Origin of the sequence: Flavobacterium dankookense (assembly GCF_004362665.1) — a bacterium.
Classification (GTDB): Bacteria; Bacteroidota; Bacteroidia; order Flavobacteriales; family Flavobacteriaceae; genus Flavobacterium; species Flavobacterium dankookense.
Genome location: NZ_SNXR01000012.1, coordinates 363,264 through 383,181 on the forward strand (window position 1 = coordinate 363,264; position 19,918 = coordinate 383,181).

Here is a 19,918-nt window from a genome sequence, read left to right on the forward strand (position 1 = left end):
AGAAATACAAAGGTCGCAAAGTTTTAGAATAGTTTACCATCTTCTTTTTCATAAAATGTATCGATGGAAAGTTTCTCTAATCCAGAGGCATAGACTGCTAGTTCGTCACAACGTTCGTTTTGCGGATGATTGTTGTGTCCTTTTATCCACTTGAAATCTACTTGGTGTTTGCGATACACTTTCAAAAAACGCATCCATAAATCGGGATTTTTTTTACCAACGAAGTTTTTCTTCTCCCAACCGAATACCCATTTCTTTTCTACAGAGTCAACAACATATTTAGAATCAGAAATGACTAAAACTTTCATATTGGGTTGTTTGAGTTTTTCTAGCCCAACAATTACGGCTAACAATTCCATTCTATTATTGGTAGTATGACGAAAACCTTCGTAGAATTCTTTTTTATAAGCTGTTCCAACCATTTCAATTATAACGCCATAACCACCGTTTCCGGGATTTCCTTTGGCTGCGCCGTCAGTGTAGATGTGAATTTGATGATTCAAGTAAACAATAATTAGTGATTAGTAAATAGCTTTTCTATTGCTTTTGGAAAAAATTCATATTCTAATTCTTGAACTTTGGTTGCAATTTCTTCAGCTGTTTTACAGTTTTGAATATTCACTTTGTGTTGGAAAATGAATTCACCTTCGTCATAGTGTTCGTTTACAAAATGAATGGTGATTCCGGTTTCTTTCTCGTTATTTTCCAAAACAGCATTGTGAACATTCATACCATACATGCCTTTTCCGCCATAGTTGGGTAGAAGCGCAGGATGGATGTTGATTATTTTATTGGGATATTCTTTTATAATGTGTTCCGGAAATTTAAGTAAAAACCCTGCTAAAACAATTAAATCAGGTTGAAGCGAATTTATTTTTTCAAGAACTAATCCTTCATTAAGTTCGGATTTGTTGAAGATAACTGAAAAAATGTTGTGTTTTTTTGCTCTGTCTAAAACTTTGGCATGTAGATTGTTAGTAAAGATACCGACTATACTTATAGTATCGTTGTTTTTGAAATACTGAATTATATTCTCTACGTTGGAACCATTTCCAGAAGCAAACAGAACTATTTTTTTCATTTGTTCTTTGTTTTAATTGCACAAAAAAAAGAATATTTAATAGATTTTAAATCATAATAGTGTAAGATTTTGAAATTAATTTTTTACTTTCGTAGTCATATTTAATAACAAAAAGGTTGTCATAAAATAAAGTTTTTTATTTTTGCCAACAAATTAAAATTAAAATTTAAAAATTATGTCAGACATTGCATCAAGAGTAAAAGCGATTATCGTAGACAAATTAGGTGTTGACGAAAACGAAGTTGTAACAGAAGCAAGCTTCACAAACGATTTAGGAGCCGATTCATTAGACACTGTTGAGCTAATTATGGAGTTCGAAAAAGAATTTGATATTCAAATTCCAGACGACCAAGCAGAAAACATTGCTACTGTAGGTCAAGCTATTTCTTACATCGAAGAAGCTAAAAAATAATAATTAAAATACCCGCAAGGATTATTCGTTGCGGGTATTTATTATTTTAAAAACAAATACATCAAGATTGATTTCAATCTAAAAAATATAAATACCCATGTCTCTTTAATGCTTATATTTGAAGAATTCATGGGTATATTTGTTTAAATACAATTCTAAAAAAAATAGTATGACTTTAAAACGAGTTGTAGTTACTGGTCTCGGCGCACTAACACCAATTGGAAATTCCATAGAAGAATATTGGAATGCGCTAATTAGTGGTAAAAGTGGTGCTGCACCAATTACTTATTATGATACTGAAAAGCATAAAACAAAGTTTGCTTGCGAAGTAAAAAACTTCAATATTGAAGATTTTGTTGATAGAAAAGAAGCGCGAAGAATGGACAAATTTGCTCAATATGCTATTGCAGCAAGTGAAGAAGCCATCAAAGATGCTGGTATTACTGATGATAATGTTAACAAGCAAAGAGTAGGTGTTATTTGGGGTGCAGGAATTGGCGGATTAGAAACTTTTCAAGAAGAAGTTATCAGCTATGCCAATGGAGATGGAACACCACGTTTTAATCCTTTCTTTATTCCAAAAATGATTGCCGATATTGCTCCTGCTCATATTTCTATGAGAAATGGTTTTATGGGTCCAAATTATACTACTGTTTCGGCTTGTGCTTCTTCAGCTAATGCTATGATTGATGCGTTCAATTACATCCGATTAGGAATGTGTGACGTTATTATTTCTGGTGGTTCAGAAGCAGCAGTAACTATTGCTGGAATGGGTGGATTTAATTCTATGCAAGCTTTATCAACAAGAAACGAAAGTCCAGAAACGGCTTCAAGACCATTTGATGCTACTCGTGATGGATTTGTGCTTGGTGAAGGTGCTGGCGCTTTGGTTTTAGAAGAATATGAGCACGCAAAAGCTCGTGGTGCTAAAATTTATTGTGAAATTGGCGGTGGCGGAATGTCATCCGATGCATATCATTTAACAGCGCCTCATCCAGAAGGAATTGGCGTAATTGCAGTTATGGAAAATACGCTTCGTGATGCTGGAATGAAACCTGAAGATGTTGACCATATCAATACACATGGAACATCTACACCACTTGGAGACGTTGCCGAGTTGAAAGCCATCAGTGCTGTTTTTGGTGAGCATGCAAAAACAATTAATATCAATTCAACTAAATCAATGACAGGACATTTGCTTGGTGCTGCTGGTGCTGTTGAAGCTATTGCTTCAATTTTGGCTATGAAGCACGGGATAGTTCCTCCAACAATTAACCATACGGTTGTTGATGAAAACATTGATCCAAGCTTGAATTTAACGTTGAATGTCGCACAAAAAAGAGAGGTAAAAGTAGCTATGAGTAATACCTTTGGATTTGGTGGACACAATGCTTGTGTGCTTTTCAAAAAATTGGAAGCGTAATTTTCAGATGAAAAGAATTATTAAAAATATATTTAAAAAATCCCGTTCGAATGAGGACGGGATTTTTTTTGAAAAAATTGAAAAAATACTCGGATTTAAGCCTACTACGATGCTTTATTATCAAAAAGCATTTACCCATCGCTCTTCTAATATTACTGATGTAAAAGGGAATCCGTTAAACTATGAGCGATTAGAATTTCTAGGCGATGCGATGCTAAGTGCTGTTATCGCTGCTCATTTATATAATGAAGTTCCTTCGGGTGACGAAGGTTATTTGACTAAAATGCGTTCTAAAATAGTAAGTCGTGAGCATTTGAATGAACTTGGACGTGATTTGAATTTGATTGAAATGGTAGAAAGTAAAGTGCCTGTTAATCATTTTGGGGAAAACATTCACGGCAATATTTTTGAGGCATTAGTTGGCGCTATTTTCCTCGATAAAGGTTTTTCGCATTGTGAACAGTTCATCCAAAAGAGTGTCATTATTCCTTATGTAGATATTGAAAAACTAGAAGGAAAAGTGATTAGCTATAAAAGCTTATTAATAGAATGGTGTCAGAAGGAGAAGAAAACATTTCATTATGAAGTTTTTGATGATAATGCTATCGATGGACAGCGTTATTTTGGTGTGAAGTTAAGTATCGACAATAAAATAATAGCCAAAGCAAGAGCAACATCAAAAAAGAAAGCAGAAGAAATAGCTTCGAAAAGAGGATATTTTGCATTTCAAGAAAAAATTAACACAAAATAATCCGAATCCCTAAAAACTACAACGATTTCGTTCATAAAATTACGTTAATCACGGATTTACGTTATAAATTCTAGTGCAGAAATAGTATATTTACAACTTATTCTAAAGTGAAATGGTTGTTTATAAATTGCTTAACGATGAACAAGAAAAAGAGGAATACGATAAAATTGATTATCAATTAATTGCTATCCATACTACTTTAGAAGATTATCGATTAGCCTATCAAATCAATAAATGTTTGCCTATTTTGCTTTCTAAAAGTCATTGCGATATTAGTATTAGCCATAAAAATATAGAAATTCAATTTGCTCGATTTGTTTTTGAAGACGAAACAGGTCTTTTTCATTGGAACTTGATCAAAAACAAAAATGAATTTTCTAGCGAAAATATAACTATAAATACTGGTTTATTTGCCAATAATAAATCTCAAATTTCAATCAAAACCTATTTTATCCCAGAATTGAAAAAAGTAGATTATTTTTTGAGAGTTGGAAATAATGTAACTCCGCTCGAAATAGAAAACACCTTACTTCATTTAAAAAAAATAGACAACATCAGTACAGTTTATACTGTTGATGCTGAAAAAATAAAATCTAAAAACAATTTAATTTTTTAAAAATGCCAACTAGAAAAAAAACAAAGATTGTAGCCACACTTGGTCCAGCATGCAGCAGTAAAGAAGTCATCAAAGATATGATTGACGCTGGAGTAAACGTGTTTCGTATCAATTTTTCACATGCTGATTATGCTGATGTAAAGGAAAGAATTGATATTATCAGAGAATTAAATGACGAATTTGGTTATACAACAGCTATTCTTGGCGATTTGCAAGGCCCAAAACTTCGTGTAGGCGTGATGAAAGAAGATGTAGTTGTAAATCCGGGTGATATTATTACGTTTCAAACCGCAGAAGATGTTCCAGGAACTAAGGAACGCGTTTATATGAATTATAAAGAATTTCCAAGAGATGTAAATCCAGGAGAAAGAATACTTTTAGATGACGGAAAACTAATGTTTGAAGCACTCGAAACTAACGGAACAACCGAAGTAGTATGTAAAGTAATTCAAGGTGGACCATTGAAATCTAAAAAAGGAGTCAACCTTCCAAATACTAAAGTTTCATTGCCAGCGTTGACTAAAAAAGACATTAAAGACGCGATATTTGCTATTGAACAAAAAGTTGATTGGATTGCACTATCTTTTGTTAGAACACCAGCGGATTTAGAAGAATTACAAGATTTAATTGCTAAACATTCGGATCATAAAATTCCAATTGTAGCCAAAATTGAAAAACCTGAAGCGGTTGAAAATATTGATAAAATTGTTGCGTTTTGTGATGGATTAATGGTTGCTCGAGGTGATTTAGGGGTTGAAATTCCTGCACACGAAGTTCCATTAATTCAAAAGAAATTAATCCACAGAGCAAAGACGGCTCGAATTCCAGTAATCGTTGCTACGCAAATGATGGAAACGATGATTACTAGCTTAACGCCAACGCGTGCTGAGGTAAATGACGTTGCCAACTCGGTTATGGATGGTGCTGATGCTGTGATGCTTTCGGGCGAAACGTCGGTTGGAAATTATCCAGTTCAAGTAATTGAGAAAATGACACAAATCATTGAAGCAGTAGAAGACTCTCCACTTATTCAAGTGCCACAAACTCCACCAAATGTTAGAACCAAACGTTTTATCACTAAATCAATTTGTTATCATGCTGCCTTAATGGCTAATGAAATCAAAGCAAAAGCCATTTCAACTTTGACTAACAGCGGTTATACAGCGTTTCAAATTTCAGCATGGCGACCACAAGCACACGTTTTGGTTTATACTTCTAACAAACGTATTTTAACTCAATTAAGTTTGCTTTGGGGTGTAAATGCTTTTTATTATGACAAATTTGTAAGTACGGATGATACTGTTGAAGATATTAATTTGATTGCTAAAGAAAACGGTTATGTTCAAAAAGGCGATATGTTAGTTAATCTTGCCGCTATGCCTGTTGTTGACAAAGGAATGGTGAACACACTTAGAATTTCTGAAATTGATTAAATAAAAAGTGTTATTTTTGAAGTAACTTAAAAGCATAAATTATGAATTCAAATAATCCATTTTTTAAAAGTAAAACGTTTACTAATACTTCACGCGCAGAAGAAACTGTTCACGAAGCAAAAGTGATTGATTACAACCAAACGATGACCGTTTCGGGAACTATTAATAAAAGTTTTCTAATGTTGTTGTTGCTTGTTGCTAGTGCTGCTATTACTTGGACAATGACTTTTAATGGTTATAATCCAATAGTTTTGACTATTGGTGGTGCCATTGTAGGTTTGGTATTGGTTTTAATTTCTTCTTTCAAACCTCATTTGTCGCCTTATTTAGCGCCAGGTTATGCTGTTTTTGAAGGATTGTTTATTGGTGGTCTTTCGGCTATTTTTGAAGTTATGTATCCAGGAATTGTTATACAAGCAGTAAGTTGCACTTTTGTAACGTTTATGGTTTGTTTTGGATTGTATAAATATCAAATTGTAAAGGTAAACGAGCGTTTTCGTTCGGTAGTAATTGCGGCAACATTAGCCATTGCTACTTATTATTTGATTTCTTGGGTGATTTCGATGTTTACGAGCTTTGTTCCTGTTCATTATGGTAACTCATTAATGAGTATTGGCATCAGCGTATTCGTAATCGTAATAGCAGCGTTGAATTTATTCTTGGATTTTGATCAAATCGACAAAGGAGTTCAAGAAAAAATGCCAAAATATATGGAATGGTATGGTGCTATGGGATTAATGATTACCTTAGTTTGGCTGTATGTTGAGTTTTTACGATTGTTATCGAAAATTTCGAGTAGAGATTAGTTTTGATACTATACTATTTAAAAAAGCGTTTCAATTTTTTGAAACGCTTTTTTTATTAAAATATTATTCTAAGCCGCTATTTTTTCAAAGGCAATAAAGTTTATTAATCGTCCGGATTTATCAAAAACAGGGTAACCATTGATATGGCATTTGTATAATGAGCCATCTTTACAATAATTAGTTATGATTTGGCTAAAAGGACGTTGCTCTTTCACAGCACTACTAATCTCTTTGGAAACGTTTGAGTCGGTTAATTTACCTTGAAACATTTTTGGAGAATTGCCAATGACTTCTTCGGGTTTGTATCCATTCATCTCAACTATATTTTTTGATGCAAATACGATTTTTAAATTCGAGTCTGTTACCACTATAACGGTATCACTTGTTAGTTCTTTTTGAAAATTCCAATTGCTATTCCAATTGTTTTCTACCGCTATTTTATTTAAAAGAAAAACATCTGGAAGTGCTTTTTTTAATGTGTCAAAAAAGGTGATATAAATATCCCAACTTATTAAAGGAAAGTATTTTGCAGAAAAACTATTTTTATATTTTTTTACCGCTATTTCATATTCAGTAAAATCCATAATTGTATTTTTTTCGCAAATCTAAAAGGATATTTGAAAAAGTATGTACTTCTCTAAGAGTTTAACCTTTGTTCAACTTTTATCAAAACTCAAATTTCAACTGTACCACGACCGTTTTTTTTACTTCTGTATTCAAATTATTTAGTGAAATGCCCAGCAATCGAACCGACTCTTTCATTTTTTCTTGATACAATAATTCTTTAGCGGTTTCAAACAATAAACCTTTGTCTGAAATAAAATAGGGAAGTGTTTTGCTACGGGTTTGTTGGGTGAAATCGCTGTATTTTATTTTTAGGGTTATGGTTTTTCCTGTAATAGTATATTTTTTTAATCTTCGTTCCAATTCTTCGGCAATGCGTTGCAGTTTTTCTTCCATAAAAATTTCAGAAGTTAAATTCTCATTAAAAGTATGTTCGGCTGCCACAGATTTGGCAATTCGATTAGGTTTGACAGCGCTGTTGTGAATGCCACGAACAATATTGTAGTAATGCAAACCACTTTTGCTAAAATGCTCTTCGAGATATTCTCTTGACTTTGACTTTAAATCTTTACCAGTAAAAATGCCAAGTTGGTACATTTTTTCCGTGGTCACTTTGCCAACACCATAGAATTTTTTAATGTCTAGTTTTTCTAAAAAGTCCTCTACTTCCTCAGGATTTACTGTTTTCTGACCATTAGGTTTGTTATAATCACTTGCTATTTTGGCAACAAATTTATTTACTGAAATTCCAGCCGAAGCGGTTAGTCCAAGTTCGTTAAAAATTCGTTTTCTTATTTCTTGAGCAATGAGTGTTGCGCTTGGATTTCCTTTTTTGTTTTGCGTCACATCAAGATAAGCTTCGTCTAGCGAAAGTGGTTCGACCAAATCGGTATATTCATAAAAAATTTTTCTGATGTGTTTTGAAATTTCTTTATAGCGGTCAAATCGTGGTCGAACAAAAATTAAATCAGGACAATTTCTTTTGGCTTGAACACCGCTCATTGCCGATCGAACACCGTATTTTCGCGCTTCATAACTCGCCGCCGAAACTACTCCGCGAATTTCGCTTCCACCAACGGCCAATGGTTTTCCTCTTAATTCGGGATTGTCTAATTGTTCTACAGAAGCATAAAAAGCATCCATATCAATATGAATTATTTTTCTGTAAAGAACTTCAGTTTCCATGTCTATTTATCTTTCACGGGAAAAAAGAATGCTATTGGACGTTTTTTAAAATAAGCCCATGTGGCACTAAAAAGCAAACTCAATTCTGCTAATGGAATATTTCTTGAACGGAAAGCCAAACCGAGAGAAAGCGAAAAACTCACCATAAAATTGACAAATCCAATCACACCAATTCCGATAATTCCCCAGAATATAATCCAATAATCCACAAAAAAATCAGCGCCATATAATCCAAGCGCAAAATTGCCACTAGCAAAGGTGATGTGTCGAATATCGAGATTCAGTCCCAAGAAAATACCTAAAGACGCTGTACTGCCAAGAAAAACACCAAACCAGCCGTTAGAAACTACACCAGCCCAATTATTTTCAAACCATTTGGCTATGGCGTTGGTTTTTACTATTCCTAGATTTTGTTTTAAAACAGGATGTTCTTTTATTCTGTAATAGACTTGATTGTGTTTGTTTTTATTGGAAACATTACCCGAAATAATTCCCGAGAGAAAAAGAAAAACGCCTGCAATAGCAGCATGAAAAATAGCCGATGAAGTCACAGGTGATAAGTCATTCAATAGTTTTGCTGATTTTTCAAAAGCTATGTTGTAATCCAGAAAATAATCGATGAGCCAAATTCCAGCTAATGAAACTGGAAATGCCATAAAAACATTGCCTACAAAAGCAATAAACTGTGAGCGAAACAAACGAGCAAAAAGCTGGGCAAACGAGCTGTGTTTGTTTTCATTTTTTGACTGTTTTTTCATGCCGCTTTCCAGCACATTGATTAAGGTAGAAGCTGTCATTGCAGGTTGTTTTGTCGCTAATGTGTAACCCATCAAATAGATGGCAATAAAACCTAGTGAATAATTTAAACTGTAATAAAACGCATGACCAAAAGCGCTGGTATCTATTTTTGAAAGCAATAATTTGAAAATACAAAGCAATCCAACAATAAATCCACCACCAACAGCTGCTTTTAGCATCGAGAAATATTCCGATTTGCTTTCCGTGATGTAATGTTCGCCGGTTTTTGCAGTATGTTGTGTGATTTCGTACGATATCAATTGTGTACTTTCGTTGATTAATTGGCGAATGTTGTTTTTATAACAATTGTATTTAATCAATCGTAAAACCAATAGAATAGTGTTGTTTTTTTTATCCGTTTCTTTGTTTACAACCAAGGATGAAATTAATACTTTAACTCGATGTAGTTGCTGTCTGATTCGGAGTAAACTTTGATTTACTTTTAATGAAATTCCAAATTTTGAACTGTTGTTGAATGCTTTGTCCACATATTCTTCGCACTGTTTATGGAAAATCATTAACTGCTTGTAATTCATATCGTCAGAAACGACAAAGTGATTATCACTTGATTTTATTTTTTTATGAATGGCATGTAATTCGTTTTCAAAAGCTACAAAAGGACTTTCTAAATCATCGTATTCGGGCACCATTTTGATGACATCTATTTCCATTGCTCTTCCGCTCATGCGTTGGGAAATTATTCCCATAGCGTTCATTACTTCAGCGAGTACAGATTTTTCTTTTACGGATGTATAAATAGTTTCGAGCTCAATTATTTGGAATAATTGTTGCAATTCTTCAAACGGAATTCGGGCTATCCAAATGGGATCGGTGCTTTTGAAAAATACCTGATTGAGGACAAATTCTAGTGTGTCTTTTTCGGGTTGAAAAGGAAGCAGTTTTGCAATAATTCTTTTTTTGACTTCATAGATAAAATCCGAATCTCTCAGAATTCCAGTATCTGAAAGCATTCGGGTGAATTTTCTTTGATGTAAAACCTCTGATAAATACAGCTTTAAAGCATTCGATTTTTCGGGTGAAGAAATCAAGTACTCTAAAAGGGATTTTATGGATATATGATTTCCCCCTTTTGGATTGACAGGACGATAGAATTGCACTAAATCTACTAAAAAAAGTAATTTATCATTGTATTGATATTCGTTTTGCTCAAAATAGAACGTAAACAAATCATCAATGGAAGCGATTAGTTTTTTGTTTCGATAAAAATGCATGTTTAGGAATTTTGGCAATTAAGAATATCGTAAAAATACAATTTCAAAGTTATATATTTCTTAACTTGCTCCTAAATATAAAAAAATGATTGAAATTGAACGTAAGTTTCTAGTGTCTTCGAATGCTTTTGTAAATCAAGCCTTTTCGAATAAACGAATTGTTCAGGCGTATATAAGTTCAAATCCTGAGCGAACGGTTCGGATAAGAATTAAAGGCGACAAAGGTTTTATTACCATTAAAGGGAAAGGAAATGATAGTGGAACAACTCGATTGGAATGGGAACGTGAAATTAGTTTAGCAGATGCCGAATCGCTTTTGTCCATTTGCGAAAGCGGAACGATTGATAAAATTCGCTATGAAGTAAAAGTAGGTCATCATGTTTATGAAGTCGATATTTTTTCGGGAGAAAATGAAGGATTGGTTATGGCTGAAATAGAACTCGAGAATGAAAACGAAACCTTTGAAAAACCAGATTGGTTAGCCGAAGAAGTGACCAACGACGAACGCTATTACAACGCCTATTTGAGTAAAAAACCTTTTACTACCTGGTAGTTATTTTTCTTCTACTACTTCAAGGGTTACGAAAACTACTCCAGAGTTTTTGTTGTCGGCAATTTCCATAAAAGCTTTTTTTGTCAAATCGATTTCACGGACTTTTGAAAATGGTCCACGGTCAGTAATTTCAACAATAACGAATTTTCCATTGACTTCGTTGGTTACTTTTACTTTGGTTCCAAAAGGTAATTTTTTGTGTGCAGCAGTGTAAGCATTGTTGTCGAATTTTTTTCCACTTGCTGTTCTTCTTCCATGAAATTTTTGATGGTAATAAGATGCGTGTGCTTTTTTCTTTAATAGTTTGAAATTGAGATCTGCCAATGCATTTTTTGTGCTGTCAATTTCCTGAACAATGTTTTTAATTTTGAGTTTTGTAGTATCAACTTTTGTTGAAGCTATTACTTTTAATTGTTCTTTGTTTTCTCTTGTGACAGTATTTTTTGTTGTTTTTTCTTTACTTTTTTCCTTTAGTTGTGCTTTTTTTTCCTGTCCTGAAATGGTTAGAACAGACAAACAAGTAAGCAATAGAATTATAAATTTCTGTGTCATAAATCATTTTTTAAAGTGAAAGATACTTTGCAAAAACTATACCTCAGATAAAAAAAGCCCTTTTCAGGACTTTGTTTATTTAGTTATTTAACCACAATTTCCATGGTATTCGACTTAAAATCAATACTAAACCTAACCCGTAAAAAATAGTGATTGATTTAAATTTTGCCAAACTGTTTTCCGCTTTTTTATGTTTTGACCAACCTATTGTTATCAAAACGATAGCAATAATATTGGTTAAAGGATGTTCTAGTGATGTCAATCGAAGTGCTGCATCTTTCATTTGACCTAATGAGTCTAAACCTAGTGGAGAAACAAAATACAACAGTAATCCAACAACTAATTGAATGTGCGTTCCGATTAAACCAAACAAGGCAATTTTTCGGTCTTTTGCAGTGAATTCTTTTTTTGAAATTATTCCCAGAACGGCATTAAAAACCGCAATAAGAAGTAATAAAAGTGCTAAATATGCCCAGCCAGAATGAAATTTTTGTATAAAAGTGTACATAGGTTATTTTTTAAGAATAACAAATATAGCGAAAAGGCATAAAAAAACGACAACCTTGGTTGCCGTTTTTTATAGTTTATTTATTTTTTAGGAAGTGTTTAAGTAAAAATTCAGTGGAAGAATCGTGTTGATTTACTGATTTTGAATTGATTTCGTCCAAAATAGAGTTGGCTAATTGTTTCCCTAATTCAACACCCCATTGATCATAGCTAAAAATGTTCCAAATAACACCTTGTACAAAGATTTTGTGTTCATATAAAGCCACTAACGAACCCAAAGATTTTGGTGTAAGTTTATCAATTAAAATGGTATTTGTTGGTTTATTTCCGCTGAAAACTTTGAAAGGTAAAAGGAAATCTGCTTTTTCGCCAGTAACATTTTGTTTTTCAAATTCGGCTTTTACTTGTGACTCGGTTTTTCCGTTTAATAACGCTTCGGTTTGTGCAAAAAAGTTAGACATCAATTTGTCATGATGGTCTTGATTGCCATACAAAGGTTTCACAAATCCAATAAAATCGGTTGGAATAAGCTTTGTTCCTTGATGAATTAATTGGAAAAAAGCGTGTTGCGAATTAGTTCCTGGTTCGCCCCAAATAATCGTTCCCGTTTGATAATTTATCGGTTTTCCGTCGCGAGCTATACTTTTTCCGTTGCTTTCCATAATTCCTTGTTGAAGATATGGTGCTAACTTTTGTAAATATTGAGTGTAAGGAATTAAAGCTTCGCTTTCAGCTCCAAAAAAGTTGTTGTACCAAATGCTAAGTAATGCTAAAACGACAGGAATATTTTCTTCAAATTCGGCTGTTTTGAAATGATTGTCCATTTCATTTGCACCTTTTAATAATTCATCAAAGTTATCAAAACCAACCGCTAACGCAATGGATAAACCAACGGCACTCCAAAGTGAAAATCGTCCACCAACCCAATCCCACATTGGAAAAACATTGGCTGGATTTATGCCAAATTCGGTTACTTTTTGAATATTCGTAGAAACAGCAACAAAGTGTTTGGCTACATCATCTTGGGATGCCGATTTTAAGAACCAAGCACGAATAGTTTCAGCGTTAGATAACGTTTCTTGTGTGGTAAACGTTTTCGAAGCCACTACAAAAAGCGTCGTTTCTGGGTTTAGTTTTTTGATTATTTCGTTCACGTGATCGCCATCCACATTAGATACAAAATGAACTGTTAAGTGGTTTTTATAAAATTGTAACGCTTCCACAACCATAGCTGGACCAAGGTCTGAACCACCAATTCCAATATTTACCACATCAGTAAATGTTTTCCCAGTAAACCCTTTTCTTGTTCCTGAAATTATTTCTTCAGTGAATTTTTTGATGTTATTTTTTACTTCAAAAACATCTGGAATTACATTTTTTCCATCCACTAAAACCGTTGCTGTTTCTGGCGAACGCAAAGCGGTGTGAAGTACAGCTCTGTTTTCGGTCTGATTGATTGTATCGCCATCAAAATAGCTTGTAATTGCTTGTTTTAGATTGGTTTCTCTTGCTAATTCTTGAAGTAATTGTATCGTTTCAGGTGTAATTCTGTTTTTGGAATAGTCGATCAAGAAATCATTCCATTGAATGTGAAATTTTTCAGTTCTTGAGGAGTCGTTAGTAAACATTTCCTTCATGGAAACATTTTTTAATTGCTCGTAATGTTGATTTAGTTTTTCCCAAGCAGGTGTTTGCGTTGGATTAATAGTTTGTAAAGCCATTTGTCATAAATTGAATGCCAAATTTACAAATATCATTGGGATAAATGGTATGCAATTTTTACGCTAACGTTGTAGTTGAGAAAAAGTAAAGTTATTTTTTAGAATTTGAGGTTGCAACACTGTCTAATTCACGTTTTAGCGGTTGCATGTATTCCATATATTTTTGTTTGTAGCGAGAATCCATAGGAGTAGAATTGGGCAATTTTAAACGCAATGCATCTACTTGAACACCATTTTTCCAAAAACGATAACAAACGTGTGGTCCAGTGGCTAAACCTGTACTTCCAACTTTTCCAATCACTTGACCTTGTGTAACTCTTTGTCCTCGTTTGACCAAGATTTTTGACATGTGAAGGTATTGCGTTGCGTAGGTTCTGTCATGTTTTACTTTAACAAAATTTCCGTTTCCAGTAGTGAAACCTGCTTGTTCTACAACACCTGCAGCGGTTGACATAATTGGTGTTCCGGTTGGTGCAGCATAATCGGTTCCGTTGTGCGCTTTCCATCTTTTTTGTACGGGATGAAACCTGTTTTTTGTATATCGAGATGTAATATTGATGAATTTTAACGGTGCTTTTAGGAAAAAGTTTTTAAGTGTTTTTCCTTCTTCGTCGTAGTATTCTTGTTTTTTTGAATTTTCATCAGGTTTGAACGGAAAAGCATAGATTTTTTTGCCTTTGTATTCAAAAAATGAAGCTTTTAAACTGTCTACACCATCGTAAACTGTATCATTGATAAATCTTTCGGTAAATTTTAGCGCAAATTCATCTCCTTTTTTAAGTTTGAAGAAGTCAATCGACCACGCATAAATTTTGGCAATTCTTGGTGCTAACGAAGGATCAACTTTTAAGTTTTGCAGCGTTTCCGATAATGAACCATTTAATCTTCCTGCAATAGTTCTCGTTTTAAATGTTACAGGTCGAGTTTTTTTATGAGCTTGAATTGTATCTCTAAGATCGATAACATAATAGCTCAACTTATCAGGTTGGTATATGAAATATTGAATTTTGTGTTTTCGGTCTTTTGTTCTAAGAATGGTATATGGTTTTCCTTTTCTAACGGTTCGAACATCAAAAGTGTCTTTGACCTTGGCAACTACGTCAAAAACTTCATTGCCGTTGAGGTTTTGTTTATCGATGATGCTTCCAAAAGTATCGCCAGATTTTATAGTGTCGTTTACTACGTTAAATTCGTTGAGGTTGAAGCCAAAATCAATTACTTTAGGTTTTGGATTTTCTACAACGTATTCTTCCTCTTTTGTTTTTTCACAAGAAATCACAAAAAAGAAGAGCGGTAAAAGGAATAGTATTTTTTGAAGGAATTTTGACATTGTTAGATTTTATAGTCCTTCGCCCCAATTTTTTAATTCGTCTTCACTCCAAAGTTCTGGGAAGAATATTCTTCGTTGGTATTTTGGATGCATGTATTTTTTCCAATCGCTTCCGCCAGTTGCTTCGCCAGAACCTTGACCGCTTTCAATGTATTTTTTGGCAGCATTCAAATGTCCCATAACCCAAGTTACGTTAACGGTGTAATCATAATGACGCATTGCTTTTACTAATTCTAAATCTTTTTGGTCTTCTAAAGGAAGTTGTTTGAATTTTTGCCAAATGTTTATCGTATTGTATTCTTCCATGTAGCGAAGAAACTCTTGGCGGTATTTTTTCTCAAAGTTTACCAATAATGTGCTTTTTTCGCCTGTGTGATAATCTTTTCCTGCAGCTTGCCAATAAAGGTGTTCAAAAGCATGAGAATAAGGCGTGTTTCTGTCAATTGATGCTCTAAATCGGTAGTCGATTAGGTTAATCAAATCAGTTGACGAGAATTCAATCATTCTATATTGTGCGCTTTGAAAACCACTTGCTGGAGTTAAAGTATTTCGGAATTTCATATATTGTTCCACTTCCATTCCGTCGCGCATGATGTCAAATGAAGTAGTCAACATATCAAAATAGCGACTAATTCTTCGTAGTTTTTCAGTAAAATACCCAGTTTCAGGTTTATCTTTATGACACAACTGGTCAATTTCCCAAAGTATCATTTTGAACAATAATTCGTTGACTTGATGATACATAATAAAAACCATTTCGTCGGGTAAAACGGTTCTTTGGGTTTGAAGATTTAGTAACGCATCAGTTTGGATATAATCCCAATAGGTTATTGGTTTTGACCAAAGTAATCCTTCGAGATGCGTTTCGGTTTTTTGGTTTATGGCTTCAAATTTTTGTTCTAAAGCTTCTAATATGGTTTCGTTTTGGTTGGTTAGGTTGCTCATTTCTTTTTTACTTTGACCATAAAAGGATTTTTGAGGCCTTTAAAACCGTCTAAATCGGCTTTTAAAGAACCAACTGCCAAACTGGCTTTAATCCTTAAAGGTAATTTGTTTTCATCATCTGAAATCCAAACGGTTAGACTTTCTTCTTCTTTAAAAACTCTACCAGATTGTACTAAAGGTCTAAAAATCATTGTTGAAACGGTTCCAAATTTAGTTTTTAAATCTTCTCTACCGATGAATTTTAACTTAAACTTAAAAACTTCATCATCAAAAAACATATCAACAATAACAGATTCTCCAACTTTTAGTTTGTCAATATTAGGATGATTTCTAAGAAAATAAAAGGTTGACAATATGTCTTGAACATTCTCTGTAACTGGAAATGTTTTTTCTGTTTTCTTTTTATAATCTTTTACTAGAACTTTGTTGTTGTCTTGATTGAAAAAACCTTCTTGATTTTTAGTATAACCGCCTTCGTCAATTTTTCTAACAAATTGATATGGTTTATTTGTGACTTTGTCAAAATAGCTTTCGTAAGTGTCATCTACTTTGAAAAAAAAGCGCGACATTCCAACGGTATATCCTTTCCCGATAGTATGATATACTTTTTTATTGTCTTTTACACCTTCTTTAACTTCAAGAGTAGCATATCCAGCATTGATAAAACCGTAATGAATTCGGAATTTGAACCATTCGCCAACATCATAGGCAACTGGTTTTTGCGTATTGAAACTTACAGCTATAAAAAACAATAGTAAAACGATAACTTTTTTCATTTAATTTTGATTTTTTTCATTGTAAGTACAATTTCCGTTCCAAAAGTATTAAAACTAAAAATCGTATCAAAAGGAATAGTAGTCTTTTTGACTGAAATCCATTCAGTAAAGTTACTCATTAAAACGATAAAACCTCTGAAACATCCAGAGGTTTTATGATAATTTTATAATAGTCAAACTACTTTTTCACTATTTTTTTGACTGTAATTTCATTAGTTTGATTGTTTTTTATCTTCAAAAAGTAGATTCCATTTTGAAAAGTGCTAATATCGATTTGCGATTGATTATTACTTTCTGTAATTCTAATTTTTCCTGTCACATCAATTAATTCTACTGAAAATCGAATAGTGTCGATTCCGTTTATTTTAACAATTCCATTAGTTGGATTTGGAGAAACTGAAATTTTAATAGGGTTTTCAGTATTTGCGGTGGATAAAGTTGAGTCTGTAATTTTCCAAATTTCATCGCCTTGTGAATTTGTATTTCCAGTAAAATATAATTCACTATTGTATTCAATCAATTCGTTGTAAGGTCTTTTTGGCGTTCCAGTTCCTTGGTCGGATAGACGTTGTAGTATTTCATTTGTGCCATTTGTAACCCAAATTTCTTCTTGAAAAGTAATTTCACTTGGTCGGTAAAAGAATAATTTGTTATTGAATTTTTTAAAATTCCTCAAATTATTGAAGCCTAAATTGGTAAAACTTACTGCTACTTCTGTTTCTGAACTATTGCCGTTTGTTTTGTAAAGTTGCATAGTTTCGCCATTATTTGGTCCATTTGCTTCACGAGCTGAAAAATAAAGATAATTGTTTAATTCGATGAATTCTGTAGCACCATAAACAAAATTGAAAGGAAGCGAACCTTTGTTAAAATCTTTGATTAACGAAATTTCATATTCAGCAGTAGAAGAATTGAAAACACATTTGTATAAATCTTGTCCGGAATCAAAAGTCAAGCCTACAAAAATCAGTTGGTTGTTGAATACTTTAAAACTTGTTGGACCATAAATTCCAGTTGTAAAATTTCTATAGGATATTGTTCCATTGGAAGTACCGTCTGTTTTATATAGTTCTCTTCGGAACGAAATTGGATCAGTAACGTGAAAAAAAAGTTCATTGTTAAAAAGAATTAATTCGCGTGGACTCGAAGAATTTGTTCCAGGATAAATATCTTTTACAATAGAAACTAGATTCGTATTTTCATTGTATTTATATAATTCAAATCCCAAATTGTCTTGAGCAGCTACAAAATATAATTCATTGTTATAAACAATAAATTGGTCTGGTTTTCCAACATCGGAAGTTGTGTTTAAATCGGCTAATTTTTCTGTTCCAGCAATCGTTCCGTCTGTTCGCCATAAATCGTAATTGGTAACGCCACCTTCAGAGGCAAAAAAGTACATTTTATTGTTCATTACTCGAAATTGTGTTTTATTAGATACGTCGAAACCTGCTTCGTTTCCAGCGGCAAATTCCCTAAACAATTCTGTTGTTGTTCCATCGGTTTTATACAATTCAAAGTTTACACCATTTTCGCCAGTTCCAGCTATAAAAAATAGGTTTCCATTGAATTCAAAAAAGTCTCGGGCATACGAACCTGCGCAAGAGTTAATATCGGCTAATTGAGAAAAGGAAGCAATATCGCCAGTGGTTGTCCATATTTCTCTATCTGGCAAAGGTGTTTCAGCACAAGTTTGATTGGTGTTTCCTGCAACGAAATGGAGTTTATTATTGTAAACAAAATAATCAGACGCTTCATTTCCGTTTGAATTAGGTACATAGTTCAACTGTGTAAAAGTGTATTGTGCATTTGAATTTATTTGAAACAAGAAAGCACAAAATAATAAGGTAATTTTTTTCATTGTAAAAGTATTTAGTTTTTCATTAGTGTTTTTTATTGAAAAAGGTAAACATCAAAAAAACCGCTTCAAAAAAATTGAAACGGTTCTCTCAAAAAACTAACCTACTTATTTAACAATTACAAGGTTTTGACATTCCTTGTGTTTCCATTAATTGATTTATTTTTTCATCGCGTTTTTCATCATCATTTTTATATTGATTTATAATTTTGATGTGTTCTTCTTTTACTTTTTCTAATCTGGTTTTTTCATTTTTTGTACATGTAATCAAGCAGTTGTGTCTTTTTATAGCAGTTGCATCATTATTTTTTTGTGCTTCATTTAAACCTGATTGGTGTTCGGCAATCGATTGATTTACAAGACTAATCATCATGTCATAATAATTGGCAGTTGCATCGGCATTATTAACTTGATCTACAAATGGTAAATCTTGAATGTCGCTGGTTTGAGAAAAAGCGCCTGCATTTCCTCCAGTCATTTCTCCTACTGGTTTATACCCTTTTCCGGAAAAGCTAACGTTGGCATTTTCAATGTAATTCATAAAAATGGAAGCGCCATCACCAACAATTCCTGTAATCATATAGGTTGTTCCTGATGGACTTGCAATAAAACCCAAACCCCAATAACCAGAAAGACTGTGAGTAAACTTAGTATCTAACAGAACATCTTCCGGATTGGACAACCAAATAAACATTTTTTTGCCTTCAAATGTTCCTGAATATTCTACTCTTGGGTATTTGTTTCCGCCTACTTTACCCATTTTATTCCCTGTTTTTTTGAAGGTTTTAAAGAATTCTTTGCTCAATATTTCTGTCTGGATATCATGCACAACCATTGATTGTCCGCTTCCTGCTTTCATTACAAAATTGCCTTCTGAGCTTTTGATGTATTGATAAAAATCGTTGTTGGCATTTTTAATTTGTGTCATTTCGCCTTCTGGATTTTCGCTAAGCATGGCTTTAATGCCTTTCCAATCGAGCATGGCGTAACCATTTTTGGTATTGAAATAGAAATAGGAAACCAAATCACCTTCGGGCGCATTTACTGAAAAGCCAATTTTTTTATTGAAAGTAAACTCGCCGTTTAAACCAATTTCGTTAGAAATCGATTGACCCGCATTTGGTATTTTTGGCTTTGGAATTGCAACCTTGATGTCCAACAAATCATTAGGATTGGGTTCGTTACTCTTTATCTCCATTAATTCATCTGTATCGGTCAGTATCGGAACAGTTGTCTTTGGTTTGTCTTTAATCAACGGAATGTTGGTTTTTGGCTTTGTTTTGGTTTTGGACTTTTGTTGGGCAAAACCCGAAAAACTCAAACATAAAATTAATAATACTATTTTTTTCATGACTTTTAAGGAATAAGGTTTGGT

At 33.3% G+C, this 19,918-nt stretch carries 20 protein-coding genes; 7 read left to right on the forward strand and 13 right to left on the reverse strand.

What is annotated here, in order from left to right:
- Positions 1-23 precede the first annotated feature (23 nt).
- Both rnhA and purN read right to left on the reverse strand, forming a co-directional pair.
- Positions 24-503 (reverse strand): ribonuclease HI, encoded by a 480-nt coding sequence (gene rnhA / locus BC748_RS05700; RefSeq protein ID WP_133532502.1) that lies wholly within the window; start codon positions 501-503, stop codon positions 24-26.
- 11 nt (positions 504-514) lie between these two features.
- Positions 515-1,081, reverse strand: coding sequence for a phosphoribosylglycinamide formyltransferase (gene purN, locus BC748_RS05705; RefSeq protein WP_133532503.1), 567 nt, complete (start codon positions 1,079-1,081; stop codon positions 515-517).
- Positions 1,082-1,256: 175 nt separating this feature from the next.
- Between purN and BC748_RS05710 the strand changes: the two genes are divergently transcribed.
- From BC748_RS05710 to BC748_RS05735, 6 genes are all read left to right on the forward strand, one after another.
- Positions 1,257-1,493, forward strand: a complete 237-nt coding sequence (locus tag BC748_RS05710) for an acyl carrier protein (RefSeq protein ID WP_007137004.1) — start codon at positions 1,257-1,259, stop codon at positions 1,491-1,493.
- A gap of 169 nt (positions 1,494-1,662) precedes the next feature.
- Positions 1,663-2,916, forward strand: a complete 1,254-nt coding sequence (gene fabF, locus BC748_RS05715) for a beta-ketoacyl-ACP synthase II (RefSeq protein ID WP_133532504.1) — start codon at positions 1,663-1,665, stop codon at positions 2,914-2,916.
- Positions 2,882-3,667, forward strand: coding sequence for a ribonuclease III (gene rnc / locus BC748_RS05720; protein WP_425459546.1), 786 nt, complete (start codon positions 2,882-2,884; stop codon positions 3,665-3,667). The genes fabF and rnc overlap by 35 nt, the downstream gene beginning before the upstream one ends.
- A 112-nt stretch (positions 3,668-3,779) precedes the next feature.
- Positions 3,780-4,283, forward strand: coding sequence for an IPExxxVDY family protein (locus tag BC748_RS05725; RefSeq protein ID WP_133532506.1), 504 nt, complete (start codon positions 3,780-3,782; stop codon positions 4,281-4,283).
- 2 nt (positions 4,284-4,285) lie between these two features.
- Positions 4,286-5,716 (forward strand): pyruvate kinase, encoded by a 1,431-nt coding sequence (gene pyk, locus BC748_RS05730; protein ID WP_133532507.1) that lies wholly within the window; start codon positions 4,286-4,288, stop codon positions 5,714-5,716.
- A 41-nt stretch (positions 5,717-5,757) separates the two neighbouring features.
- Positions 5,758-6,522, forward strand: a complete 765-nt coding sequence (locus tag BC748_RS05735; RefSeq protein ID WP_133532508.1) for a Bax inhibitor-1/YccA family protein — start codon at positions 5,758-5,760, stop codon at positions 6,520-6,522.
- Positions 6,523-6,590: 68 nt separating this feature from the next.
- Here BC748_RS05735 and BC748_RS05740 read toward each other — a convergent pair whose 3' ends face one another.
- The 3 genes from BC748_RS05740 to BC748_RS05750 form a co-directional block, all read right to left on the reverse strand.
- Positions 6,591-7,106, reverse strand: coding sequence for a PAS domain-containing protein (locus BC748_RS05740; RefSeq protein WP_133532509.1), 516 nt, complete (start codon positions 7,104-7,106; stop codon positions 6,591-6,593).
- A gap of 82 nt (positions 7,107-7,188) precedes the next feature.
- Positions 7,189-8,271, reverse strand: coding sequence for a DNA polymerase IV (gene dinB, locus BC748_RS05745; protein WP_133532510.1), 1,083 nt, complete (start codon positions 8,269-8,271; stop codon positions 7,189-7,191).
- 2 nt (positions 8,272-8,273) lie between these two features.
- The gene (locus BC748_RS05750; protein WP_133532511.1) at positions 8,274-10,301 is read right to left on the reverse strand and encodes a recombinase; all 2,028 of its coding nucleotides are present in this window, start codon (positions 10,299-10,301) and stop codon (positions 8,274-8,276) included.
- Between the two features lie 85 nt (positions 10,302-10,386).
- Between BC748_RS05750 and BC748_RS05755 the strand changes: the two genes are divergently transcribed.
- Complete coding sequence (locus BC748_RS05755) at positions 10,387-10,854, forward strand: CYTH domain-containing protein (RefSeq protein WP_133532512.1); 468 nt, start codon at positions 10,387-10,389, stop codon at positions 10,852-10,854.
- Here BC748_RS05755 and BC748_RS14360 read toward each other — a convergent pair whose 3' ends face one another.
- The 8 genes from BC748_RS14360 to BC748_RS05795 form a co-directional block, all read right to left on the reverse strand.
- Positions 10,855-11,406: a septal ring lytic transglycosylase RlpA family protein gene (locus BC748_RS14360; RefSeq protein ID WP_133532513.1), complete on the reverse strand. Its 552-nt coding sequence runs from the start codon at positions 11,404-11,406 to the stop codon at positions 10,855-10,857.
- 79 nt (positions 11,407-11,485) lie between these two features.
- The gene (locus tag BC748_RS05765; protein WP_133532514.1) at positions 11,486-11,914 is read right to left on the reverse strand and encodes a hypothetical protein; all 429 of its coding nucleotides are present in this window, start codon (positions 11,912-11,914) and stop codon (positions 11,486-11,488) included.
- Between the two features lie 76 nt (positions 11,915-11,990).
- Positions 11,991-13,634 (reverse strand): glucose-6-phosphate isomerase, encoded by a 1,644-nt coding sequence (gene pgi / locus BC748_RS05770; RefSeq protein WP_133532515.1) that lies wholly within the window; start codon positions 13,632-13,634, stop codon positions 11,991-11,993.
- A gap of 91 nt (positions 13,635-13,725) precedes the next feature.
- A complete protein-coding gene (locus tag BC748_RS05775; protein WP_133532516.1) occupies positions 13,726-14,964 on the reverse strand; it encodes a M23 family metallopeptidase in 1,239 nt (412 codons plus the stop codon).
- A 9-nt stretch (positions 14,965-14,973) separates the two neighbouring features.
- Positions 14,974-15,909 carry a tryptophan 2,3-dioxygenase family protein gene (locus tag BC748_RS05780; RefSeq protein ID WP_133532517.1) on the reverse strand — a complete coding sequence of 312 codons (936 nt, stop codon included), beginning with the start codon at positions 15,907-15,909 and terminating at the stop codon, positions 14,974-14,976.
- Positions 15,906-16,685, reverse strand: coding sequence for a DUF3108 domain-containing protein (locus BC748_RS05785; protein WP_133532518.1), 780 nt, complete (start codon positions 16,683-16,685; stop codon positions 15,906-15,908). Before BC748_RS05785 ends, BC748_RS05780 begins: the two co-directional genes overlap by 4 nt.
- A gap of 178 nt (positions 16,686-16,863) precedes the next feature.
- Positions 16,864-18,546 carry a T9SS type A sorting domain-containing protein gene (locus BC748_RS05790; RefSeq protein ID WP_133532519.1) on the reverse strand — a complete coding sequence of 561 codons (1,683 nt, stop codon included), beginning with the start codon at positions 18,544-18,546 and terminating at the stop codon, positions 16,864-16,866.
- Positions 18,547-18,655: 109 nt separating this feature from the next.
- The gene (locus BC748_RS05795) at positions 18,656-19,894 is read right to left on the reverse strand and encodes a hypothetical protein (protein ID WP_133532520.1); all 1,239 of its coding nucleotides are present in this window, start codon (positions 19,892-19,894) and stop codon (positions 18,656-18,658) included.
- Between the last annotated feature and the right edge of the window lie 24 nt (positions 19,895-19,918).

Bases quoted from the DNA above. Each gene is read 5' to 3' on its own strand.
- dinB (WP_133532510.1), bottom strand. From the start codon at position 8,271: ATGGAAACTGAAGTTCTTTACAGAAAAATAATTCATATTGATATGGAT.
- BC748_RS05765 (WP_133532514.1), bottom strand. From the start codon at position 11,914: ATGTACACTTTTATACAAAAATTTCATTCTGGCTGGGCATATTTAGCA.
- BC748_RS05750 (WP_133532511.1), bottom strand. From the start codon at position 10,301: ATGCATTTTTATCGAAACAAAAAACTAATCGCTTCCATTGATGATTTG.
- BC748_RS05725 (WP_133532506.1), top strand. From the start codon at position 3,780: ATGGTTGTTTATAAATTGCTTAACGATGAACAAGAAAAAGAGGAATAC.
- fabF (WP_133532504.1), top strand. From the start codon at position 1,663: ATGACTTTAAAACGAGTTGTAGTTACTGGTCTCGGCGCACTAACACCA.
- rnc (WP_425459546.1), top strand. From the start codon at position 2,882: ATGCTTGTGTGCTTTTCAAAAAATTGGAAGCGTAATTTTCAGATGAAA.
- pgi (WP_133532515.1), bottom strand. From the start codon at position 13,634: ATGGCTTTACAAACTATTAATCCAACGCAAACACCTGCTTGGGAAAAA.
- purN (WP_133532503.1), bottom strand. From the start codon at position 1,081: ATGAAAAAAATAGTTCTGTTTGCTTCTGGAAATGGTTCCAACGTAGAG.
- BC748_RS05775 (WP_133532516.1), bottom strand. From the start codon at position 14,964: ATGTCAAAATTCCTTCAAAAAATACTATTCCTTTTACCGCTCTTCTTT.
- BC748_RS14360 (WP_133532513.1), bottom strand. From the start codon at position 11,406: ATGACACAGAAATTTATAATTCTATTGCTTACTTGTTTGTCTGTTCTA.
- BC748_RS05755 (WP_133532512.1), top strand. From the start codon at position 10,387: ATGATTGAAATTGAACGTAAGTTTCTAGTGTCTTCGAATGCTTTTGTA.
- pyk (WP_133532507.1), top strand. From the start codon at position 4,286: ATGCCAACTAGAAAAAAAACAAAGATTGTAGCCACACTTGGTCCAGCA.
- BC748_RS05785 (WP_133532518.1), bottom strand. From the start codon at position 16,685: ATGAAAAAAGTTATCGTTTTACTATTGTTTTTTATAGCTGTAAGTTTC.
- BC748_RS05780 (WP_133532517.1), bottom strand. From the start codon at position 15,909: ATGAGCAACCTAACCAACCAAAACGAAACCATATTAGAAGCTTTAGAA.
- BC748_RS05710 (WP_007137004.1), top strand. From the start codon at position 1,257: ATGTCAGACATTGCATCAAGAGTAAAAGCGATTATCGTAGACAAATTA.
- BC748_RS05795 (WP_133532520.1), bottom strand. From the start codon at position 19,894: ATGAAAAAAATAGTATTATTAATTTTATGTTTGAGTTTTTCGGGTTTT.
- BC748_RS05735 (WP_133532508.1), top strand. From the start codon at position 5,758: ATGAATTCAAATAATCCATTTTTTAAAAGTAAAACGTTTACTAATACT.
- BC748_RS05740 (WP_133532509.1), bottom strand. From the start codon at position 7,106: ATGGATTTTACTGAATATGAAATAGCGGTAAAAAAATATAAAAATAGT.
- BC748_RS05790 (WP_133532519.1), bottom strand. From the start codon at position 18,546: ATGAAAAAAATTACCTTATTATTTTGTGCTTTCTTGTTTCAAATAAAT.